Annotated in this window: 19 protein-coding genes; 10 read left to right on the forward strand and 9 right to left on the reverse strand. The window is 71.2% G+C overall.

What is annotated here, in order from left to right; translation table 11 throughout:
* Positions 1 to 114: 114 nt before the first annotated feature.
* Positions 115 to 1,203, reverse strand: coding sequence for a redox-regulated ATPase YchF (gene ychF / locus ACIPPM_RS15210; protein WP_401447510.1), 1,089 nt, complete (start codon positions 1,201 to 1,203; stop codon positions 115 to 117).
* 192 nt (positions 1,204 to 1,395) lie between these two features.
* Between ychF and ACIPPM_RS15215 the strand changes: the two genes are divergently transcribed.
* On the forward strand, positions 1,396 to 1,974 hold the full coding sequence (locus ACIPPM_RS15215) for a DUF6542 domain-containing protein (RefSeq protein ID WP_401447512.1): 579 nt from the start codon (positions 1,396 to 1,398) through the stop codon (positions 1,972 to 1,974).
* A gap of 28 nt (positions 1,975 to 2,002) precedes the next feature.
* Here the strand turns inward: ACIPPM_RS15215 and ACIPPM_RS15220 are convergent, their stop codons facing one another.
* From ACIPPM_RS15220 to ACIPPM_RS15230, 3 genes are all read right to left on the reverse strand, one after another.
* A complete protein-coding gene (locus ACIPPM_RS15220) occupies positions 2,003 to 2,530 on the reverse strand; it encodes a hypothetical protein (RefSeq protein WP_401447514.1) in 528 nt (175 codons plus the stop codon).
* Between the two features lie 73 nt (positions 2,531 to 2,603).
* Complete coding sequence (gene ppgK, locus ACIPPM_RS15225; RefSeq protein WP_401447517.1) at positions 2,604 to 3,359, reverse strand: polyphosphate--glucose phosphotransferase; 756 nt, start codon at positions 3,357 to 3,359, stop codon at positions 2,604 to 2,606.
* 29 nt (positions 3,360 to 3,388) lie between these two features.
* Positions 3,389 to 4,405 (reverse strand): 4-hydroxy-3-methylbut-2-enyl diphosphate reductase, encoded by a 1,017-nt coding sequence (locus ACIPPM_RS15230; RefSeq protein WP_401447520.1) that lies wholly within the window; start codon positions 4,403 to 4,405, stop codon positions 3,389 to 3,391.
* Between the two features lie 91 nt (positions 4,406 to 4,496).
* Between ACIPPM_RS15230 and xseA the strand changes: the two genes are divergently transcribed.
* The 3 genes from xseA to ACIPPM_RS15245 all read left to right on the forward strand — a co-directional run bounded on the left by xseA (position 4,497) and on the right by ACIPPM_RS15245 (position 6,647).
* Positions 4,497 to 5,717, forward strand: coding sequence for an exodeoxyribonuclease VII large subunit (gene xseA / locus ACIPPM_RS15235; RefSeq protein ID WP_401447522.1), 1,221 nt, complete (start codon positions 4,497 to 4,499; stop codon positions 5,715 to 5,717).
* 9 nt (positions 5,718 to 5,726) lie between these two features.
* Positions 5,727 to 5,951 carry an exodeoxyribonuclease VII small subunit gene (locus ACIPPM_RS15240; RefSeq protein ID WP_401447524.1) on the forward strand — a complete coding sequence of 75 codons (225 nt, stop codon included), beginning with the start codon at positions 5,727 to 5,729 and terminating at the stop codon, positions 5,949 to 5,951.
* Positions 5,952 to 6,056: 105 nt separating this feature from the next.
* A complete protein-coding gene (locus ACIPPM_RS15245) occupies positions 6,057 to 6,647 on the forward strand; it encodes a malonic semialdehyde reductase (RefSeq protein WP_401447527.1) in 591 nt (196 codons plus the stop codon).
* An 86-nt stretch (positions 6,648 to 6,733) separates the two neighbouring features.
* On the opposite strand, the gene ACIPPM_RS15250 is transcribed toward ACIPPM_RS15245, so the two are convergent.
* On the reverse strand, positions 6,734 to 7,258 hold the full coding sequence (locus ACIPPM_RS15250) for a DUF4245 domain-containing protein (RefSeq protein WP_401447530.1): 525 nt from the start codon (positions 7,256 to 7,258) through the stop codon (positions 6,734 to 6,736).
* A 123-nt stretch (positions 7,259 to 7,381) separates the two neighbouring features.
* Here ACIPPM_RS15250 and glpX point away from each other — a divergent pair, with 123 nt between their 5' ends.
* Positions 7,382 to 8,413: a class II fructose-bisphosphatase gene (gene glpX, locus ACIPPM_RS15255; protein WP_388996097.1), complete on the forward strand. Its 1,032-nt coding sequence runs from the start codon at positions 7,382 to 7,384 to the stop codon at positions 8,411 to 8,413.
* 85 nt (positions 8,414 to 8,498) lie between these two features.
* Here glpX and ACIPPM_RS15260 read toward each other — a convergent pair whose 3' ends face one another.
* Together ACIPPM_RS15260 and ACIPPM_RS15265 are read right to left on the reverse strand one after the other, a co-directional pair.
* The gene (locus ACIPPM_RS15260) at positions 8,499 to 8,864 is read right to left on the reverse strand and encodes a WhiB family transcriptional regulator (RefSeq protein WP_393595459.1); all 366 of its coding nucleotides are present in this window, start codon (positions 8,862 to 8,864) and stop codon (positions 8,499 to 8,501) included.
* A gap of 116 nt (positions 8,865 to 8,980) precedes the next feature.
* On the reverse strand, positions 8,981 to 9,682 hold the full coding sequence (locus ACIPPM_RS15265) for a DUF1707 domain-containing protein (RefSeq protein WP_401447534.1): 702 nt from the start codon (positions 9,680 to 9,682) through the stop codon (positions 8,981 to 8,983).
* Positions 9,683 to 9,871: 189 nt separating this feature from the next.
* On the opposite strand from ACIPPM_RS15265, the gene ACIPPM_RS15270 reads away from it, so the two are divergent.
* The gene (locus ACIPPM_RS15270; protein WP_401447537.1) at positions 9,872 to 11,542 is read left to right on the forward strand and encodes a fumarate hydratase; all 1,671 of its coding nucleotides are present in this window, start codon (positions 9,872 to 9,874) and stop codon (positions 11,540 to 11,542) included.
* Positions 11,543 to 11,599: 57 nt separating this feature from the next.
* Here the strand turns inward: ACIPPM_RS15270 and ACIPPM_RS15275 are convergent, their stop codons facing one another.
* Positions 11,600 to 11,935 (reverse strand): hypothetical protein, encoded by a 336-nt coding sequence (locus ACIPPM_RS15275; protein ID WP_401447539.1) that lies wholly within the window; start codon positions 11,933 to 11,935, stop codon positions 11,600 to 11,602.
* A 68-nt stretch (positions 11,936 to 12,003) separates the two neighbouring features.
* On the opposite strand from ACIPPM_RS15275, the gene ACIPPM_RS15280 reads away from it, so the two are divergent.
* From ACIPPM_RS15280 to ACIPPM_RS15295, 4 genes are all read left to right on the forward strand, one after another.
* Positions 12,004 to 12,783, forward strand: a complete 780-nt coding sequence (locus ACIPPM_RS15280) for an SDR family NAD(P)-dependent oxidoreductase (RefSeq protein WP_401447541.1) — start codon at positions 12,004 to 12,006, stop codon at positions 12,781 to 12,783.
* Positions 12,784 to 12,857: 74 nt separating this feature from the next.
* Positions 12,858 to 14,246, forward strand: coding sequence for a class II fumarate hydratase (locus tag ACIPPM_RS15285; RefSeq protein ID WP_401447543.1), 1,389 nt, complete (start codon positions 12,858 to 12,860; stop codon positions 14,244 to 14,246).
* Between the two features lie 94 nt (positions 14,247 to 14,340).
* Positions 14,341 to 15,030: a DUF402 domain-containing protein gene (locus tag ACIPPM_RS15290; protein WP_401447545.1), complete on the forward strand. Its 690-nt coding sequence runs from the start codon at positions 14,341 to 14,343 to the stop codon at positions 15,028 to 15,030.
* A gap of 295 nt (positions 15,031 to 15,325) precedes the next feature.
* Positions 15,326 to 17,401 (forward strand): SpoIIE family protein phosphatase, encoded by a 2,076-nt coding sequence (locus ACIPPM_RS15295; protein ID WP_401447548.1) that lies wholly within the window; start codon positions 15,326 to 15,328, stop codon positions 17,399 to 17,401.
* A gap of 66 nt (positions 17,402 to 17,467) precedes the next feature.
* On the opposite strand, the gene ACIPPM_RS15300 is transcribed toward ACIPPM_RS15295, so the two are convergent.
* Positions 17,468 to 19,825 (reverse strand): transglycosylase domain-containing protein, encoded by a 2,358-nt coding sequence (locus ACIPPM_RS15300; protein WP_401447551.1) that lies wholly within the window; start codon positions 19,823 to 19,825, stop codon positions 17,468 to 17,470.
* Between the last annotated feature and the right edge of the window lie 213 nt (positions 19,826 to 20,038).

Raw genomic sequence — 20,038 nt, forward strand, 5'->3', positions numbered from 1 at the left:
CCGGACTACGTGCCGCGCGTGCCGGACTCATCCAGCACGCTGCGGACTCCGTGCGGACCGCAAAGGCCGCCCACCCCGCTCCGTCGCAGGTCAGACGGCCTTTCGCCGTACGTGTCAGACGTTGAAGCGGAACTCCACCACATCCCCGTCCCGCATCACATACTCCTTGCCCTCCATGCGGGCCTTGCCCTTCGCGCGGGCCTCGGCGACCGACCCCGTCTCCACCAGATCCTCGAAGGAGATGACCTCCGCCTTGATGAAGCCCTTCTGGAAGTCGGTGTGGATGACTCCGGCGGCCTCGGGGGCGGTGGCGCCCTTGGGGATGGTCCAGGCGCGGGATTCCTTGGGGCCGGCCGTGAGGTAGGTCTGGAGGCCAAGGGTGTTGAAGCCGACGCGGGCGAGGGTGGCGAGGCCGGGCTCGTCGGCGCCGACGGACTCCAGCAGCTCCATCGCGTCCTCCTCGTCCAGCTCGGCGAGGTCCGCCTCCAGCTTGGCGTTGAGGAAGATCGCCTCGGCCGGGGCGACCAGCGCCCGCTGGGCGTTCTTGAAGTCCTCGTCGGTCAGCTCGTCCTCGTCCACGTTGAAGACGTAGAGGAAGGGCTTCGTCGTGAGGAGGTGCAGGTCGTGCAGGAGCTCCGCGCGCTCCGAACCCTGGAGGATGCCCTGGGAGGACAGCGTGTCGCCCTTCTCCAGGATCTCCTTCGCCTCCTCGACCGCCTTCACCTTCGGCGCGACGTCCTTCTTGATCCGCGACTCCTTCTGCAGGCGCGGCAGGACCTTCTCGATGGTCTGGAGGTCGGCGAGGATCAGCTCGGTGTTGATCGTCTCGATGTCGTCCTTCGGCGAGACCTTGCCGTCCACGTGCACGACGTTGTCGTCCTTGAAGGCACGGATGACCTGGCAGATCGCGTCGGACTCGCGGATGTTCGCCAGGAACTTGTTGCCCAGGCCCTCGCCCTCGGAGGCGCCGCGCACGATGCCCGCAATGTCGACGAAGTCCACCGTCGCCGGGAGGATGCGCTCCGACGAGAAGATCGACGCCAGCTGGGCGAGACGGCCGTCGGGGACGCCGACCACGCCGACGTTCGGCTCGATCGTGGCGAACGGGTAGTTGGCCGCCAGCACGTCGTTCTTGGTCAGGGCGTTGAACAGGGTCGACTTGCCGACATTGGGCAGGCCGACGATTCCGATCGTGAGCGACACGTTGCGACTTCCCGTAGAGGAGTGGGCCAGGGGCTGCCAGGGCCCAGGGGACACCGGCCGATCCACCAGTTTACGGCGTCCCCGCCGGGCAATTAGCGGGAGCGTCCCCCGTCCGGTCGGACTGGCCCTGAGCTCACGTCTTCGGCGTGTCTGATGGGCGATTCGGCACATAAACAGACCTAAGTTGGTCCAGTGGAGCAACACAGAACGCGACCTCCGAAAGACGGGCCGCGACGCGGCACACCCACGCCCGCGCACCTTCCGCCCCAGGCCCGGCGCGGTCCGGACGCCGCGCGCGGCCCGGCCGGGGTGCCCGTCGCGGCCCGCCGCGGCCCCGAGGCCGTACGCGGCCCCGTCGCCGAGCCGGGCCCCGCGCCCACCGGCCGGCGCTTCCCGAACCCCCGGCTCACCGGGCTCGGCGGCGGCCTGTTCTGCGTGGCCGCGATGCTGCTGCTCGGCGGCCTGGACGCGCTGCTGTTCGGCTCGTCGCTGATCGCCTACGGCGTGCTGTTCCTGCCCGTCTGCGTGCTCACCGCGCTGTGGGTGCGGGCCGGTGACGTGCTCACCGCCCCCGTGGCCCTGCCGATCGCCTTCGGCGCCGGGCTCTTCCCCGTCGCCGACGGCAGCGCGGGGTTCCTCGGCTCCCTGATGGGCGTCTTCACCGGCCTCGCCACCCAGGCGGGCTGGCTCTACGGCGGCACGCTGGTCGCCGGGGTGATGGTTCTCGTACGCCGGGTGCGCTGGGTGCGGAGCAGACGGCGCCGTCCGTAGCGGCACGTAGGCCGGGGCGGGACCGGCCCTACAGCTGGTCCCCCGTGCCGGGTTGTTCCGGAGGGTGCATCCCGCCGCCGTCCTTGACGTCCACCGCACAGGTGCGTCGGTCGTAGTACTGGTCGTTGGGGATGAACAGCACTGCGGCCACCCGCTCGGGGTGCTCGACGGCGAGCCATTCGTCGCCCGTGTGGGGATCGGCGGCCGGTCCGAACGCCTGGGACGACTCGACCGTCTGGCACCCCAGCGCCACGCGCTTCTTGTCGACTGCGCAGACGTCCACCGCGAAGTCGGCATTGTCGTCGGCGCCGTCGAAGCGGAAGCGGAAGTGGACCTGGTCACCTTCGGCGGGCACCTGCGGGTGGGGCTCGAGGCGCCAGTCGACGACCACGGCGGTGACGCCGAGCGGCCGCCCGTCCGTCTCCACGACCCGCACCCTGGCACCGGGCGTGCCGCGCTCCGCCCTCGTGTCGGTGCAGCCCCAGGAGGAGCAGCCGGACAGGGCGAGCGTCAGCAGGGCCAGGGGGGCGACGGCCAACGCCCGTACGGGTATCACTGAGACGACCTCCGGTCGGAGTGAGACGGGGCAGCGTATCCCGGTCCGGCGCCCGGCAGCCGCCCCGGCCCCGCTACTCCGCCGAAGCCCGCTGCTCCGCCCGCATCGCCGCGCCCACGATGCCCGCGTTGTTCTGCAGCTGGGCCGGGACGATCTCGGCCTTGATGTCCTTGATGTGCGGGAGGAACTTCTCGGCCTTGCGGCTCACTCCGCCGCCGATGATGAACAGCTCGGGCGAGAAGAGCATCTCCAGGTGCGCGAGGTACTTCTCGACCCGCCGCGCCCAGTGCTCCCAGGTGAGGTCGCCGTCCTCCTTGGCCTTGCTGGACGCCTTCTTCTCCGCGTCGTGGCCGTTCAGCTCGAGGTGGCCCAGCTCGGTGTTGGCGACCAGGACGCCGTCGGTGAAGACGGCGCTGCCGATGCCGGTGCCGAAGGTGAGGACGATGACCGTGCCCCGCCGCCCGCGCCCGGCGCCGAACCGCATCTCGGCGAGGCCGGCCGCGTCCGCGTCGTTGACGAGGGTGACCGGCAGGCCGCCGAGCTTCTCGCTGAACAGGGTGCGGGCGTCCGTGCCGACCCAGCTCTTGTCGACGTTGGCCGCGGTGAGGATGGTGGCACCGTCCTCGACCACTCCGGGGAAGGTCAGCCCGACCGGGCCGGTCCAGCCGAAGTGGTCGATCACTTCCTTGACGCCGTCGGCGACGCCCTCAGGAGTCGCCGGGTGCGGGGTGAGCACCTTGCAGCGCTCCTGGGCGAGATCGCCCTTTTCCAGGTCCACCGGGGCACCCTTGATCCCGGAACCGCCGATGTCCACGCCGAAGATCTGCATGGCCCCACGTTACGGCGTACGACTGACGGTCACGCCTCGGGCGTACCGGTTCCGCCACGCTGGGCCGCCAGGGTGGCGGCCTCCTCGCGCAGATCGCGGCGCAGCTCCTTGGGAAGGGAGAAGGTGATGGACTCCTCGGCGGCCTTGACCAGCTCCACGTCGCCGTAGCCGCGCTGGGTCAGCCACTCCAGGACCTCCTCGACGAGGACCTCGGGGACGGACGCGCCGGAGGTGACGCCGACCGTGGTGACGCCCTCCAGCCAGGCTTCGTCGATCTCGCTCGCGTAGTCCACGAGGTACGCCTCGCGGGACCCGGCGAGCTTGGCGACCTCGACGAGGCGCACGGAGTTGGAGGAGTTGCGCGAGCCGACCACGATGACCAGCTCCGCCTCGGCGCCCATCTGCTTCACCGCGAGCTGACGGTTCTGGGTGGCGTAGCAGATGTCGTCGCTGGGCGGGGAGACCAGGCCGGGGAACTTCGCCTTCAGGGCGTCGACGGTCTCCATGGTCTCGTCCACGGACAGGGTGGTCTGGGAGAGCCAGACGACCTTGGACGGGTCGCGGATCTCGACCTTCGCGACGTCCTCGGGGCCGTCGACGAGCTGGATGTGCTCGGGGGCCTCGCCGGAGGTGCCGATGACCTCCTCGTGGCCCTCGTGCCCGATGAGGAGGATGTCGTAGTCGTCGTTGGCGTAGCGGACGGCTTCCTTGTGGACCTTGGTGACCAGCGGGCAGGTGGCGTCGATGGTGGCCAGCTGTCCGCGCTTCGCCTCCTCGTGCACGGTCGGGGCGACGCCGTGCGCGGAGAACATGACGATGTGGCCCGGGGGCACCTCCTCCGTCTGCTCGACGAAGATCGCGCCCTTCTTCTCCAGGGTCTGCACGACGTACTTGTTGTGGACGATCTCGTGCCGGACGTAGATCGGGGCCCCGTACTGTTCGAGGGCCTTCTCGACGGCGATCACGGCGCGGTCCACACCGGCGCAGTAGCCACGGGGGGCGGCGAGCAGGACACGGCGGCCAGGCGAAGCGGTCATGCGTCCCATCGTAAGGCCGGGTGGCCGACCCCGTAGATCCGCCCAGGGGGGTGTCCCCCGGCGCACCCCCTTTGTCGGTGGCGGCCGTTACGCTCGCCGCATGGCTGTGAACACATCGCCCGAGGCCCCGCTCCCGGTCGGGGAGGTTTCCCGGCTGATCGGACGCTGGATCGACCGGCTGGGCGCGGTGTGGGTGGAGGGACAGATCACGCAGTTGTCGCGGCGGCCCGGCGCCGGGGTGGTGTTCCTGACGCTGCGCGACCCCTCGCACGACATCTCGGTGAGCGTGACCTGCTACCGGCAGGTGTTCGACGCGGTCGCGGACGTGGTCGGCGAGGGCGCGCGGGTCGTGGTGCTCGCCAAGCCGGAGTGGTACGCCCCGCGGGGGCAACTCTCGTTGCGCGCCGCCGAGATACGGCCGGTGGGCGTGGGCGAGCTGCTGGCGCGGCTGGAGCAGCTGAAGAAGTCGCTGGCGGCGGAGGGGCTGTTCGCGGCGGACCGCAAGAAGCCGCTGCCGTTCCTGCCGCAGCTGATCGGGCTGGTGTGCGGCCGGGCCTCGGCGGCCGAGCGTGACGTGCTGGAGAACGCCCGGCACCGCTGGCCCGCCGTCCGCTTCGAGGTGCGCAATGTGCCGGTGCAGGGGGTGCACGCGGTGCCGCAGGTGGTCCAGGCCGTCAAGGAGCTGGACGCGCGGGACGACGTGGACGTGATCGTGGTGGCCCGTGGCGGGGGCAGTGTGGAGGATCTGCTGCCGTTCTCCGACGAGGAGCTGATCCGGACGGTGGCGGCCTGCCGTACGCCGGTGGTCTCGGCGATCGGCCATGAGCCGGACACCCCGCTGCTGGACCTGGTGGCCGACCTGCGCGCCTCCACCCCGACCGACGCGGCCAAGAAGGTCGTCCCGGACGTGGGCGAGGAGCTGGCGCGGGTACGGATGCTGCGCGACCGGGGCAGGCGCTGCGCCCACGCCCTGCTGGAGCGGGAGGAGCGGGGGCTCGCCCACGCGCTGTCCCGGCCGGTGATGGAGCATCCGCACCGGCTGCTGGACGAGCGGGCCGAGCAGCTGGACGCCCTGCTGGGCCGCGCCCGGCGCACGCTGGGCCATCTGCTGGACCGGGCGGAGTCGGAGCTGACCCACACGCACGCGCGCGTGGTCGCCCTCTCCCCCGCGGCCACGCTGAAGCGCGGTTACGCGGTCCTGCAGAAGGAGGACGGCCACGTGGTCCGCGATCCGGCCGAGGTGAGCGAGGGCGAGCCGCTGCGGGCCCGGGTGGCGGCGGGCGAGTTCGCCGTACGGGTCGATGTCGGCGGCGATGAATAGGGTGGGCGGATGAGCAGCAAGGTGGACGAGGCGCTGTCGTACGAGCAGGCGCGGGACGAGTTGATCGAGGTCGTACGGCGGCTGGAGGCGGGCGGTTCCACGCTGGAGGAGTCCCTCGCGCTGTGGGAGCGCGGCGAGGAGCTGGCCAAGGTGTGCCGCCGCTGGCTGGAGGGGGCGCGGGAGCGGCTGGACGCGGCGCTCGCGGAGGAGGCGGACGAGGAGGAGAGTGACTAGCCGCACCGAGATGCTTTGTTAAAGCTTGAACTTCTCTGGCGTAGGGTCGGGTCCGTCATCAGGTCCCGCCCCGCGGGCCGTACGCGCACCCCCAGGAAGTCACAGATGTCTCTCGTTCTCGACCCGGCCGCCCAGGACCTCCTCTTCCGCGAGGCCCGCACCGCGAACTCCTTCACCGACGAGCCGGTGACCGACGAGCAGGTCCGGGCGATCTACGACCTGGTGAAGTACGGCCCCACCGCCTTCAACCAGACCCCGCTGCGGATCACCCTGGTCCGCTCCCCCGAGGCCCGCGAGCGCCTGGTGGCCCTGATGGCCGACGGCAACAAGCCCAAGACGGCCGCCGCCCCGCTGGTCGCGATCCTCTCCGCGGACAACGAGTTCCACGAGGAGCTGCCCGCCCTGTTCCCGGCGTTCCCGCAGGCCAAGGACGCCTTCTTCGGCGAGCGCCCGGTCCGTGAGCGCTCCGCCGCGCTGAACGCCGCGCTCCAGGCCGCCTACTTCGTCGTCGGCGTCCGCGCCGCCGGTCTGGCCGCGGGCCCGATGACCGGCTTCGACGCCGAGGGTGTCCGCAAGGAGTTCCTGGACGACGACCACGCCCCGCTGATGATCGTCAACATCGGCCGCCCGGCCGCGGACGCCTCGCACCCGCGCGGCCCGCGCCTGTCGTACGACGACGTGATCACGACCGTCTGATCAGCACCCTGAAGGCCGCTCACGGCCGACGCGAAGGCCCCCGGAATGCGCTTCCGGGGGCCTTCGCGCATCGTGAGAGGGAGCCGTCACGCCATCTTGAGCGCCGTGGCCATGGTGGTCAGGCGGTCGAAGGACGCGGTGCCCGACACCACCGTGGTGGAACCGGGGGTGTCCTCCAGGACGAGGGCGTCGTAGCGGCCGCCGGTGTAGCGGGTCCAGGTGCGGCCGTCGATCTTCTCGGTCGCCTCGGTCACCCTGGCGCCCTGGGTGGCCTGCTTGATGAAGTCCGAGCGCTTCTGGGTGGACTGCTCGATCTGGACGTACTGGCCCTCGGGGTCCTGGAAGCCGAGGTGCCAGCGGTCGGACTCGTCGCTGCGGAAGCGGACGGAGGTCGCCTTCCAGGTGTCCGGCAGCCCCTGGGGGGCCGCCACCGGGTAGCTCACGGCCCGGCGCGCCGTGGTCGTCTCGACCGTGTAGTCGACCCGAGGGAGGTCGGGCTTGTGATCGTCGTGCGGGACGAACACGTAGATGACCGCCGCCGCGATTCCGATGAGGGCCAGGGAGAGGATCATGTCCCGGACCGTCTTCTGCTTGCCGTTCGAACCTGCCACGCCTCCTATGGTCTCAGGTGCCCTCCGCGCTCATCCGTGGGGCCCCCTGCTCATTTTGTAAGCCCGGCGATAGAGTCACCCCATACTCATCCGGCCGTCGTCGTATCAGAAAGGTGCGCTCCGATGACCGAGCATCATCTGCCGTCCGAACTCGATGTCCCCTCCGAGGCCCCCGACCGCAACCTCGCCCTGGAACTGGTCCGGGTCACCGAAGCCGCGGCCATGGCCGCGGGCCGCTGGGTCGGCCGGGGCGACAAGAACGGCGCCGACGGCGCCGCCGTGCGCGCCATGCGGACCCTCGTCTCCACCGTCTCGATGAACGGCGTCGTCGTCATCGGCGAGGGCGAGAAGGACGAAGCCCCGATGCTCTTCAACGGGGAGCGGGTCGGCGACGGGACGGGGCCCGAGGTCGACATCGCCGTCGACCCGATCGACGGCACCACGCTGACCGCGAAGGGCATGGCGAACGCGATCGCCGTGCTGGCCGCCGCCGAGCGGGGCGCCATGTTCGACCCGTCCGCCGTGTTCTACATGGACAAGCTGGTCACCGGGCCCGAGGCGGCCGACTTCGTGGACATCGACGCGCCCGTGTCGGTCAACATCCGCCGGGTCGCCAAGGCGAAGCGGCGCACGCCCGAGGACGTCACGGTCTGCATCCTGGACCGGCCCCGGCACGAGGGCGTCATCAAGGAGATCCGGGACACCGGCGCGCGGATCAAGCTGATCTCCGACGGTGACGTGGCGGGGTCCATCCTCGCGCTGCGCGAGGGCACCGGCATCGACCTGCTGCTCGGCGTCGGCGGCACCCCAGAGGGGATCATCTCGGCCTGCGCGGTGAAGTGCCTGGGCGGGACGATCCAGGGCAAGCTGTGGCCCAAGGACGACCAGGAGCGCGAGCGGGCGATCGCCGCCGGTCACGACCTGGACCGGGTGCTGACCACGGACGACCTGGTCAGCGGGGAGAACGTGTTCTTCGTGGCCACCGGGATCACCGACGGCGAGCTGATGCGGGGGGTGCGCTACCGCTCCGAGACCGCCACCACCGACTCCATCGTGATGCGGTCCAAGTCGGGGACCGTGCGCAAGATCGAGTCCGAGCACCGGCTCAGCAAGCTGCGGGCCTACAGTGCGGTCGACTTCGACCGGGCGAAGTAGCGGGTCAGGGGGCGCGGGCGGCGCTGCGGGTGCCGGTCCGTCGTGGCTGGTCGCGCAGTTCCCCGCGCCCCTGAAAAGCGCTCGGCTAGCCGGCTATACGCGCTGCGGTCGTCTTCTTCAGCTCCACCTCGCGCCTGCGCCTGCGGGCCAGGACCACCCGGCGTTCGGCCGCGGTCAGGCCGCCCCAGACGCCGTAGGGCTCGGGCTGGAGCAGGGCGTGCTCGCGGCACTCGATCATCACCGGACAGCGGGCGCACACCCGCTTCGCCGCTTCCTCACGGGACAGGCGGGCGGCGGTCGGCTCCTTCGACGGGGCGAAGAACAGACCGGCCTCGTCGCGGCGGCACACCGCCTCGGTGTGCCAGGGCGCGTCCTGGTCCCTGTCTCGCGCCGGGCCCCGCTGGGCCGGAACGGCGGCTACCTGCAGGGACGAATGCGGCGGTTGCAGCACGGGTCTACTCCTGACGACGGATTCGCTAGCGAGAGACGATGCAGCAAGCCCTACCCGTTGTACGCGCGCCTATGCACTGCGTTCCCAACCACCGGCGTACGACGGCCTGTTCGGCGTCAGTCACCCAGGTGCTTGCGCAGCTTCCCGTCGACCTTGCGCAGGGTCCGGTCGAGGATGTCCGCCACGACCTTGCCGCGCCGGGGCCGCGCCTCCACGTTGCCCAGCACCGACCAGCCGTCCACGTAGATCACCGGCGCGTCCGACTGCACCGAGTCCAGGGTGCTGACCTCGAAGTTGCCCAGCACGCTGCCGCCGGTGCCGCGCAGCGACACGTTCTCCGGGACGCGGATCTGGACGTCCCCGAAGACCGAGACCGCCTTGATCACCACCTGCTGGTACTCGAAGACGGCCTCGCTGAGGTCTATCTCCACGCTGCCGAACACCGCGAACGCGTGCACCCGGCGCCCCGCGCGCCAGCGGCCCCGGCGCACGGCGCTGCTGAAGACGGCGACCACGCTGGTGTCGGCCTCGGCCGGGAGGGCGCCGGGCCGCGGCCGGGGCGGGGCGGAGACGTACGCGGGCCCGGCCGGGCGGTCGTGCGCGGCGGGCAGGTCGCGTATGAAGACGTCCAGCTCGCCGACGGTCTTGGTGTGCAGCACCCCCTCCACCCGCTCGGCGTGCTCCTCGGCGGTCAGCCGGCCCTCGGCCAGGGCCTCGCGGAGGATGTCGGCGACCCGGTCGCGGTCGGCGTCCGAGGCGCGCAGGTCGGCCGGGCGCGGGGCGGTGTCCGCGGGCTGGGCGTGCTTCTGAAGGTCCACGACAGCAGAGTACCGAAACGCGATAGATCGCGACTAGGGGCTGTGGACAACTACCGGACAACGTTGCCGCGGCAGGGGCGCCGCGTAAGTGAGTCTTACCTCACCAGCGCACTGTCCGAGGCGGGTTCTACGCTGGACAGGCTCGCCAGCGTCGGCGGGCGCCGTCCGTCGAGTGAGGAATGGGCTGAGATGCCTGAGTTCGCGTACACCGATCTGCTCCCCCAGGGAGAGGACACCACGCCGTACCGGCTGGTGACCTCCGAGGGTGTGTCCACCGTCGAGGGGCCGGACGGGCGGACGTTCCTCAAGGTGGAGCCGGAGGCGCTGCGCAAGCTGGCCGAGGAGGCCATCCACGACATCCAGCACTACCTGCGCCCCGCCCACCTCGCCCAGCTCCGCCGGATCATCGACGACCCGGAGGCGTCCGGCAACGACAAGTTCGTCGCGCTGGACCTGCTGAAGAACGCGAACATCGCGGCGGCCGGTGTGCTGCCCATGTGCCAGGACACCGGCACGGCGATCGTCATGGGCAAGCGCGGCCAGAACGTGCTGACGGAAGGGCGCGACGAGGCGGCGCTGAGCCGCGGCATCTACGACGCCTACCTGAACCTCAACCTGCGCTACTCGCAGATGGCTCCGCTCACCATGTGGGAGGAGAAGAACACCGGCTCCAACCTCCCCGCGCAGATCGAGCTGTACGCGGCCGACGGCGGCGCCTACAAGTTCCTCTTCATGGCGAAGGGCGGCGGCTCGGCCAACAAGTCGTTCCTATACCAGGAGACGAAGGCCGTCCTCAACGAGTCCTCCATGATGAAGTTCCTGGAGGAGAAGATCCGTTCGCTGGGCACGGCCGCCTGCCCGCCGTACCACCTGGCGATCGTGGTCGGCGGTACGTCGGCCGAGTTCGCGCTGAAGACCGCGAAGTACGCCTCCGCGCACTACCTGGACGAGATCCCGGCCGAGGGCTCGCCGCTCGGCCACGGCTTCCGGGACAAGGAGCTGGAGGAGAAGGTCTTCGAGCTGACCCAGAAGATCGGCATCGGCGCGCAGTTCGGCGGCAAGTACTTCTGCCACGACGTGCGCGTGGTGCGCCTCCCCCGGCACGGCGCGTCCTGCCCGGTCGCCATCGCCGTCTCCTGCTCGGCGGACCGCCAGGCCGTCGCCAAGATCACCGCCGAGGGCGTGTTCCTGGAGCAGCTCGAGACGGACCCGGCGCGCTTCCTGCCGGAGACGACGGACGAGCACCTGGACGAGGCCGGGGACGTCGTCAAGATCGACCTCAACCAGCCGATGGACGAGATCCTCGCGGAGCTGACCAAGTACCCGGTCAAGACGCGCCTCTCGCTGACCGGCCCGCTGGTCGTGGCCCGCGACATCGCGCACGCCAAGATCAAGGAGCGGCTGGACGCGGGCGAGGACATGCCGCAGTACCTGAAGGACCACCCGGTGTACTACGCGGGCCCGGCCAAGACCCCCGAGGGGTACGCCTCCGGTTCCTTCGGCCCGACCACGGCCGGGCGGATGGACTCCTACGTGGAGCAGTTCCAGGCGGCCGGCGGCTCCAAGGTGATGCTGGCCAAGGGCAACCGCAGCAAGCAGGTCACCGACGCCTGCGACGCGCACGGCGGCTTCTACCTCGGCTCCATCGGCGGCCCGGCCGCCCGCCTCGCCCAGGACTGCATCAAGAAGGTCGAGGTCGTCGAGTACGAGGAGCTCAGCATGGAGGCGGTCTGGAAGATCGAGGTCGAGGACTTCCCGGCCTTCATCGTGGTCGACGACAAGGGCAACGACTTCTTCCAGGACCCGGCACCCGCGCCGACGTTCACCAGCATCCCGGTGCGCGGCCCCGGCCTGGCCTGAGGCCGGCCCCCCGGTCACCAGGCCCCTCGGCGTCCACCAGGGGGCCTGGTGCGGTGCTCATGCCGCGGGCGGGGCGTCCCCGCGAACGAGCGGGAGGAGCGCCTCGGCGACAGCGTCCGGGGCGGCCACGGTGTCGATGGAGAGCGGCTGGGACTCGGCCATGACCGGGACTCCGTCGTCATTCAGCGGCACGGTCTGCCAGCCGTCCGTGACGTGCCAGAACACCAGCAGCCCTCGCGGACGGCACTCGGTCACCGTCGTCCAGTAGAGAGCGACGCCACGCGCCTCGTCCCAACGCTCGTCCGGAGGGCAGCCGCGGGCGCCAAGGGCCTCGACGACGGCTCCGGCGTACCGGACCATCTCCGGATGGTTGAGCGGTCTCGCCGCGGCCATCGGCATCTGCCCTTCTCGGTATCCGGGCCCGGCATCCCGCGCTCCCGGGCAACACCTAGTGTGCCCGCATGACTTCTGAGGCTTATCTCTCCGGGCTGTTCTCGCTGGAAGGACGCGTCGCCGTCGTCACCGGGGGGAGTTCCGGGATCGGGCGGGGGATCGCCGAGGCGCTGGCGCGGGCCGGGGCCTCGGTGGTGGTCGTGGCGCGGGGCAAGGACGCGCTGGAGGCGACCTGCGCCCAGCTCGCCGGACTCGGCTGCCGTGCCGGGTGGGTGAGCGCCGATCTGAGTACGCGGGACGGGGTGCGGGCCGCCGCCGAGGAGGCCGCCGGGGTGTTCGGGGAGCCCGACATCCTCGTCAACTGCGCCGGGATCAACGTGCGGCCGCCCTTCAGCGAGTTGAGCGACGAGGACTGGGACCTGACGCTCGCCGTGAACCTCAGCGCGCCGCATCTGCTCGGCAAGCGGTTCGGGCCGGGCATGGCCGAGCGGGGTTTCGGGCGGATCATCCACATCTCCTCCCAGCAGGCGCACCGCGCCTTCGTCCGCTCGGGGGCGTACGGGGTGTCCAAGGGCGCGCTGGAGTCCCTCGCGCGCTCCCAGGCCGAGGAGTGGTCCCCGTACGGCGTCACCGTCAACACCCTGGTGCCGGGCTTCGTGATGACGCCGCTCAACGCGCGGCTGTCGTCCGACCCGGAGAAGGTGGCGGCGCTGGCCGCGCGGACGATGGTCGGGCGCAACGGCCTCGCCGAGGACTTCGCGGGTGCCGCCGTCTTCCTGGCGAGCCGCGCCTCGGGATACGTCACCGGCCAGTCCCTCTTCGTGGACGGCGGCTTCTCGGTGCACTGAACATCCCCGCCGAAAAGCGCCCCCGTCCGGCCCAGCCCAGGAACATCACGGCACCTCCGTTCGCTGTACCGGGTATGACCGACGAGTACCGCACCGAGCACGACTCCATGGGCGACGTCCGCGTCCCCGCCCACGCCAAGTGGCGCGCGCAGACCCAGCGCGCCGTCGAGAACTTCCCCCTCTCCGGGCAGCGTCTGGAGCGCGCGCACATCGAGGCGCTGGCCCGGATCAAGGGCGCGGCGGCGAAGGTGAACGCCGACCTGGGCGTGCTGGACCGGGACGTGGCCGACGCGATCCAGGGGGCCGCCACCGAGGTCGCGGACGGCACCTGGGACGAGCACTTCCCGGTGGACGTCTTCCAGACCGGCTCCGGCACCTCCTCCAACATGAACGCCAACGAGGTGATCGCCACCCTCGCCGGTGAGCGGCTGGGCCGGGACGTGCATCCCAACGACCAGGTGAACGCGTCCCAGTCGTCCAACGACGTCTTCCCCTCCTCGATCCACATCGCGGCCACCGCCGCGGTCGTCCACGACCTGATCCCGGCGCTGGAACACCTGGCCGCCGCCCTCACCCGCAAGGCGGAGGAGTTCGCGGACGTGGTGAAGGCGGGGCGCACCCATCTGATGGACGCGACCCCCGTGACCCTGGGTCAGGAGTTCGGCGGCTATGCGGCACAGGTGACGTACGGCGTGGAGCGGCTGCGTTCCGCGCTGCCCCGGCTGGCCGAACTCCCGCTCGGCGGCACGGCGGTGGGCACCGGGATCAACACCCCGCCCGGCTTCTCGGCGGCGGTGATCGAGGAGGTGGCGCGGGCGACCGGGCTGCCCTTCACCGAGGCGCGCGACCACTTCGAGGCGCAGGGGGCGCGCGACGGGATCGTGGAGACCAGCGGCCAGCTGCGGACCATCACGGTGGGCCTGACGAAGATCGCCAACGATCTGCGCTGGATGTCCTCCGGCCCGCGCACCGGCCTGGCCGAGATCCGGCTGCCCGACCTCCAGCCGGGCTCCTCGATCATGCCGGGCAAGGTCAACCCGGTCGTCCCGGAGGCGGTGCTGATGGTCGCGGCACAGGTCATCGGCAATGACGCCACCATCGCCACGGCCGGTGCCGCCGGAAACTTCGAGCTGAACGTGATGCTCCCGGTGATGGCGAAGAACGTGCTGGAGTCGGTGCGGCTGCTGGCCAACGCCTCCCGCCTGCTGGCCGACCGCACCATCGACGGCATCACCGCCGACCGCGAACGCGCCCGCGAGTACGCCGAGTCCTCCCCCTCGGTCGTGACCCCGCTCAACCGCTACCTGGGCTACGAGGAGGCCGCGCGGATCGCCAAGAAGTCGCTCGCGGAACGTAAAACGATCCGTGAGGTGGTGCTGGAGGACGGCTATGTGGAGCGCGGCGACCTCACCCTGGAGCAGCTGGACGAGGCGCTGGATGTCCTGCGGATGACACGCCCGTGACGGCCCGGGAACAGCTCCGCCGATTTCCCGCCACCTGTCCGGAAGGGTGACGCACACCGCGGCATCGGGTGCTTCCGGCACCTAATATCTGTCCATGACGGACGACGAAGCGGTGAGACGAGCGGAAGCGGCCCCTACGGCGTACTGGACGCCCGGCACCCCGATCCTGTGGCGGTACCGGGAGAACGCGGGCGACGCGTTCCACATCGCGCGTCCGGTCACCGTCGTCCGGGACGACGCCGAACTGCTCGCGGTGTGGCTGGCCCCCGGCACCGAGTGCGTCAAACCGGTGCTGGCCGACGGCACGCCCGTCCACCTGGAGCCGCTGGAGTCCCGCTACACCAAGCCGCGCGTGGTGCGGCGGGACCGCTGGTTCGGCACCGGGGTGCTGAAGCTGGCCCGGCCCGGCGAGCCCTGGTCGGTGTGGCTGTTCTGGGAACCGGGCTGGCGCTTCAAGAACTGGTACGTCAACCTGGAGCAGCCGCTCGCCCGTTGGGCCGGCGGGGTCGACTCCGAGGACCATTTCCTGGACATCTCCGTCCACCCGGACCGCAGCTGGCACTGGCGGGACGAGGACGAGTTCGCCCAGGCGCTGCGGGACGGCCTGATGGACGCGGAGACCGCCGAACGGGTCCGGGCGGCGGGACGGCGGGCGGTGGAGATGATCCAGGCGTGGGGGGCGCCGTTCACGGACGGCTGGCAGCACTGGCGGCCCGATCCGTCCTGGTCGGTGCCCGCGCTGCCGGACGACTGGGACCGTACGCCCGCGCACGTGTCCTCATGAGACCCTTGATGCGCCCCCGGACCACAACCGTAGGATCGTCCTCCGCAAGGGCATCGAGATACAACTACCGGAGTCCGCGCAGAGCCTGACCATATGTCACCGAGGGGCGGCAGCACGTGAGCGAGGGGTACGAGAGCGACGGCGGCGCGGTCACCGCGGGGTTCGCCCCGGTGGGGGAAACTGCCGCTGACCACGCGGGAATTCCGTTCCTGGGGCACGTGATCCGGGTATCGGGACTTCGGCGGCATCTCCTGCGCGCCCGGCGCGCAGCCCCGGACGGACGGATTCGACACGCGTGACGGAGCAGCCCACTTCCTCCTGCGGACGCCCCCAGCCGGGCGTCGACCCCGCCGCGCGTGGGGCGCTGCTGGGTGCCCCGGCCCAGGCACGGGGCGGCGCGGGCACGGGGAAGAACAAGAAGAAGGAGCGCCCAGTCAACGGCCCTGAGCACTCGCAGCCTGCCGCCGCCGAGCCCATGGGGGAACCTCCCGCGCGCGCGAAGTCCAGCGTGGGGGAACACCGTCCGAGGCCCGCGCCGGAGTCCATTCCCGCCCAGCCGGGCGCCGAGCAGGAGCGCGCACCGGGCGGCCCGGAGCGGCGCACCGGCCGCGGTGGCCCGCCCGGACGCCCGATGCCCATGCGCCGTGACGGCGACCGGCTGCGGTTCGTGGGCGCGGCCACCCGGCGCATCGCGCGCGGTCTCGACCTGGACGAGATCGTGATGGGCCTGTGCCGCGCCACGGTGCCCACCTTCTCGGACGAGATCCTGGTCTATCTGCGCGATCCGCTGCCGGTCGGCGACGAACGGCCCACCGGTCCGGTGGTGCTGCGGCTGCGCCGCACCGACCGGATTCCGGACGAGCGGGAGACCGAGGGCCTGCTGCTGCCGCCGTTCCCGGAGCCGGACGCGGAGCCGTCGGCGCCGGCGGCGCTCTCGGGTCCGGCCGCGCTGACCGCCGAGCTGTGCGAGGTGCGCCCCGGCGGCGCGCTGAACGAGGTGCTGCGCGGGGTGCGCCCGGTGTTCGCGGACACCCCCGCCGCCCGTGCCGCGCTGCCCGAGCTGCTCGGTGAGGACGGTGAGGCGGTCGTACCGTCCGGGCAGCGGGCGATTCTCGCGCCGTTGCGCGGGCGGCGCCGGGTGATCGGCGCGGCGGTGTTCCTGCGCCGTCCGGACCGGCTGGCGTTCGAGGCGGAGGACCTGCTGGTGGCGGCGCAGCTCGCCACGCACAGCGCGCTCGGCATCGACAAGGCGGTGCTGTACGGCCGCGAGGCGTACATCGCGGACGAGTTGCAGCGCACCATGCTCCCCGAGACCCTCCCGCATCCCACCGGGGTGCGGCTGGCCTCGCGCTATCTGCCCGCGGCGGAGACGGCGCGGGTGGGCGGCGACTGGTACGACGCGATCCCGCTGCCGGGCAACCGGGTGGCGCTGGTGGTCGGCGACGTGATGGGTCACTCCATGACCTCGGCCGCCATCATGGGCCAGCTCCGCACCACCGCGCAGACCCTGGCCGGTCTCGACCTGCCTCCGCAGGAGGTGCTGCACCACCTGGACGAGCAGGCGCAGCGGCTGGGCACGGACCGCATGGCGACCTGCATGTACGCGGTCTACGACCCGGTCGCGCACCGCATCACCATCGCCAACGCCGGGCATCCGCCGCCGGTGCTGCTGCACCTGGGCGGCACCGCCGAGGTGCTGCGGGTGCCGCCGGGCGCGCCGATCGGGGTGGGCGGGGTGGACTTCGAGGCGGTCGAGCTGGACGCGCCCGCCGGGGCCACGCTGCTGCTGTACACCGACGGCCTGGTGGAGTCCCGGCTCAGGGACGTCTGGACCGGCATAGAGCAGTTGCGGGAGCGGCTGACCGCGACCGCGCAGCTGACCGGCCCGGGCCACCCGCCGCCGCTGGAGGCGCTGTGCGACGAGGTGCTGGACATGCTGGGCCCCGGCGACCGGGACGACGACATCGCGCTGCTCGCCGCCCGGTTCGACGGGATCGCGTCCGACGATGTGCGGTACTGGTCGCTGGACGCGGAGGACGCGGCGCCCGGAAAGGCCCGTCGGCTGGCCCGCGCCGCGCTCGCCGACTGGGGTCTGGAGGACCTCACGGACTCGGTGGAGCTGCTGGTCAGCGAGGTGGTCACCAACGCGGTGCGGTACACCACGCGCCCGGTGACGCTGCGGCTGCTGCGTACGGACGTGCTGCGCTGCGAGGTCGGTGACGACGTGCCGCAGCTGCCCCGGCTGTGCCAGGCGAGAGCCACCGACGAGGGCGGCCGTGGCCTGTACCTGGTCAACAAGCTGGCCCGGCGCTGGGGCGCGACCCGGCTGAGCGTCGGCAAGGTCGTCTGGTTCGAGCTGCACGGGGGCTGACCCCCCGTCCGGCACGACGTGAAAGGGGCGCCCGGCATCATGCCGGGCGCCCCTTTCACGTGTGCGTCACTGCTGTCGGCCGTCGTCCCGCTGGGCCGGGTCGAACGGGTTGCGCGGGGTGAAGCCGCCGGACGGCGGCTGCGTGGTCGGCGTCTCGCTCGGGCTCTGGGTGGGGGGCGTCGTGGTCGGAGTGTCGCTCGGCGTCTCGCTGGGCGTCTCGGACGGGGCCTGAGAGGTGGGCGGTTCGCTGCTCGGGGTCTCCGACGGCGTCTGGGACGGGGTCTCGCTGGGGGTCGGCGGCGGGGGCGGGGCGACGGCGGCACCCTGGGTGGTGTCGAGGTCGAACTCGGCCTGGCGGGTCACGCCGAAGGTGTAGGCCGCCCAGATCCGGGCGGGGGGCCCGCCGCCGTTGACGCGGCCGTCGCCCATGGTGCCCTTGAGCGAGACATGGGCGAACTTCTTGACCTTCTGGTCCTCGCAGCCGGTACCGCCGTCCTTGTGCGCCTCGCCGAACAGGCCGACGGAGGTGACGAGGTCGGGGGTGTAGCCGGTGAACCAGGCCGAGCGGTCGCAGTCGGAGGTGCCGGTCTTGCCCGCGACCTGCTGCCCGTCCCGCCGCGGGTTGTTCGCCACGGACGTCTGCGCGGTGCCGTCGTCGACGACGCCGGTGAGCACGGAGGTCACGGTGTCGGCGGTGGTGCGGTCGAGCACCCGCTCGCCGACCGGGTTCGGCAGCGACACCGTACGGCCCTGCTGCTCGGCCGACTTGATGATGCTCGGGGTGACCTTACGGCCGTGGTTGTCGAGGGTGGCGTACATGCCCGCCATCTCCAGCGGGCTCGCGCCCATGGAGCCGAGGGTCTGCGCCGGAACCGCCTGCATGCCCTCGGTGTCCATGCCGAGCCGCTTCGCGGTGTCCATCACCTTGTCCATGCCGACGTCCACGCCCATCTGCGCGAACACGGAGTTGACGGACTTGTTCATGGCCGTCTGGACGCTGATCGGGCCGTAGCTGGCGTCGTCCTCGTTGGGCGGGGCGAAGCCGACGCGGGAACCGTGGTCCCGCACCTCGCGGCGGCTGGTGCCGTCGTAGACGGTGTTCGCGCCGATGAGGTTGCCGCTCTGGGTGGTGGCGCCATGCTCCAGCGCGGCCGCGAGGATGACCGGCTTGAAGGTGGAGGCGGGCTGGTAGTCGTCGCGGCCCGCGTTGTCGACATAGTGACTGTAGTAGTCCTTGCCGCCGTACAGGGCGACGATGCCGCCGGTCTTCGGGTCGACGGAGACCGCCCCGGCCTGGACGTCGGCGTCGACGGGCCGCCTCTTCGGGTCGAGCTTGCTGGTGAGCTGGGACTTCACCGACTTCTCCAGCGCGGTCTGCTTCTTGCGGTCCACGTTGAGGGTGATGGTCCAGCCCTGGCCCTCGACCTTGGCCTCGGCCTCCGAGCGGGAGATGCCCTCCTGCTTCATCAGCTGGTGCTGCAGCTGGGAGTTGGCGAGCTGGACCAGGTAGCCCTTCTGCCCCTCCATGCCGGGGGCGCCCTTGGGCTCCTTGGGCACCGGGAACTTCAGGGCGGCGCGCTTGCCCGGGTCGAGCCAGTGCTCCTTGCCCATGTTGTTCAGGACGTAGTTCCACCGGTCGGTGACCAGCCGCTTGCCGGTCGGGGTGGCGGTGGACCAGTCGTACTGGCTGGGGGCCTGGAGGAGGGCGGCGAGGTAGGCGCCCTGTTCGACGGTGAGGTCCTGGGCGTCGACGCGGTAGTACGCCTGGGCCGCGGCCTGGATGCCGTAGGCGCCGCGGCCGTAGTAGCTGGTGTTGATGTACCCGGCGAGGATCTCGTCCTTGGACTTCTCGCGCTCCACCTTCAGCGAGATGACCATCTCCTTGAGCTTGCGGGAGATGGTCTGGTCCTGGCTCAGGTAGTAGTTCTTGACGTACTGCTGGGTGATGGTCGAGCCACCCTGCTTGCCGCGCCCCGCCAGGGTGTTGAGGATGCCGCGGGCGGTGCCCTTCAGGTCGACGCCGGGGTCGGTGTAGAAGGACTTGTTCTCGGCGGCGACGAAGGTCAGCTGGACCTTGCGGGGCACCTTGGAGAGGTCGACTATCTCGCGGTTGACCTCGCCGTCGCGGGCGAGGACCGTGCCGTCGCTGTACTTGTAGACGTTGCTCTGCCGCTGGGCGGCCGCGTTGCCCGCGGGCACGTCGACCGACATGTACAGCGCGGCGAGGGCGCCCATGCACAGCAGACAGAGCGCGAAGACCGCGCCGACGATCTTCTTCCAGGTGAAGAGGCGCCGTATTCGGCCCTTGGCGGGCTTGCCGCCGGAGCCGTCGGAGCCGTTGGCGGCCGGGGCTGGTGAACGGCGTCCGGGTGCCGCGCGGTGGCCGCCGCGCTGTCGCGCTCGTCTCTCGTCCGCTCGTCCCATGGGTCCCTTGGCTCCGCTTCCGTCTCGGGGTCAGCTCCGAAAGCTAACACCCCCCTATGTGACAAAGAGCGTCCGATCCACTCTTTTACGGACGTGAGAATGAGCACCCACCCCCAAGGAACGGACGGGCGGGAAGGGGCGGAGGTTGTCCGGGGGAATGCCCGAAAAGCGGATCTCTCTCTTCCAGATCCCGCTATACACACGGGGTATACA

The sequence above is a fragment of the Streptomyces sp. NPDC090119 genome (assembly GCF_044747085.1).
GTDB lineage: Bacteria > Actinomycetota > Actinomycetes > Streptomycetales > Streptomycetaceae > Streptomyces.

Coding starts and splice junctions, on each gene's coding strand:
- ppgK (WP_401447517.1), bottom strand. CDS start 3,359: ATGCAGATCTTCGGCGTGGACATCGGCGGTTCCGGGATCAAGGGTGCC.
- ACIPPM_RS15230 (WP_401447520.1), bottom strand. CDS start 4,405: ATGGGACGCATGACCGCTTCGCCTGGCCGCCGTGTCCTGCTCGCCGCC.
- xseA (WP_401447522.1), top strand. CDS start 4,497: ATGGCTGTGAACACATCGCCCGAGGCCCCGCTCCCGGTCGGGGAGGTT.
- ACIPPM_RS15240 (WP_401447524.1), top strand. CDS start 5,727: ATGAGCAGCAAGGTGGACGAGGCGCTGTCGTACGAGCAGGCGCGGGAC.
- ACIPPM_RS15245 (WP_401447527.1), top strand. CDS start 6,057: ATGTCTCTCGTTCTCGACCCGGCCGCCCAGGACCTCCTCTTCCGCGAG.
- glpX (WP_388996097.1), top strand. CDS start 7,382: ATGACCGAGCATCATCTGCCGTCCGAACTCGATGTCCCCTCCGAGGCC.
- ACIPPM_RS15270 (WP_401447537.1), top strand. CDS start 9,872: ATGCCTGAGTTCGCGTACACCGATCTGCTCCCCCAGGGAGAGGACACC.
- ACIPPM_RS15275 (WP_401447539.1), bottom strand. CDS start 11,935: ATGGCCGCGGCGAGACCGCTCAACCATCCGGAGATGGTCCGGTACGCC.
- ACIPPM_RS15280 (WP_401447541.1), top strand. CDS start 12,004: ATGACTTCTGAGGCTTATCTCTCCGGGCTGTTCTCGCTGGAAGGACGC.
- ACIPPM_RS15285 (WP_401447543.1), top strand. CDS start 12,858: ATGACCGACGAGTACCGCACCGAGCACGACTCCATGGGCGACGTCCGC.
- ACIPPM_RS15290 (WP_401447545.1), top strand. CDS start 14,341: ATGACGGACGACGAAGCGGTGAGACGAGCGGAAGCGGCCCCTACGGCG.
- ACIPPM_RS15300 (WP_401447551.1), bottom strand. CDS start 19,825: ATGGGACGAGCGGACGAGAGACGAGCGCGACAGCGCGGCGGCCACCGC.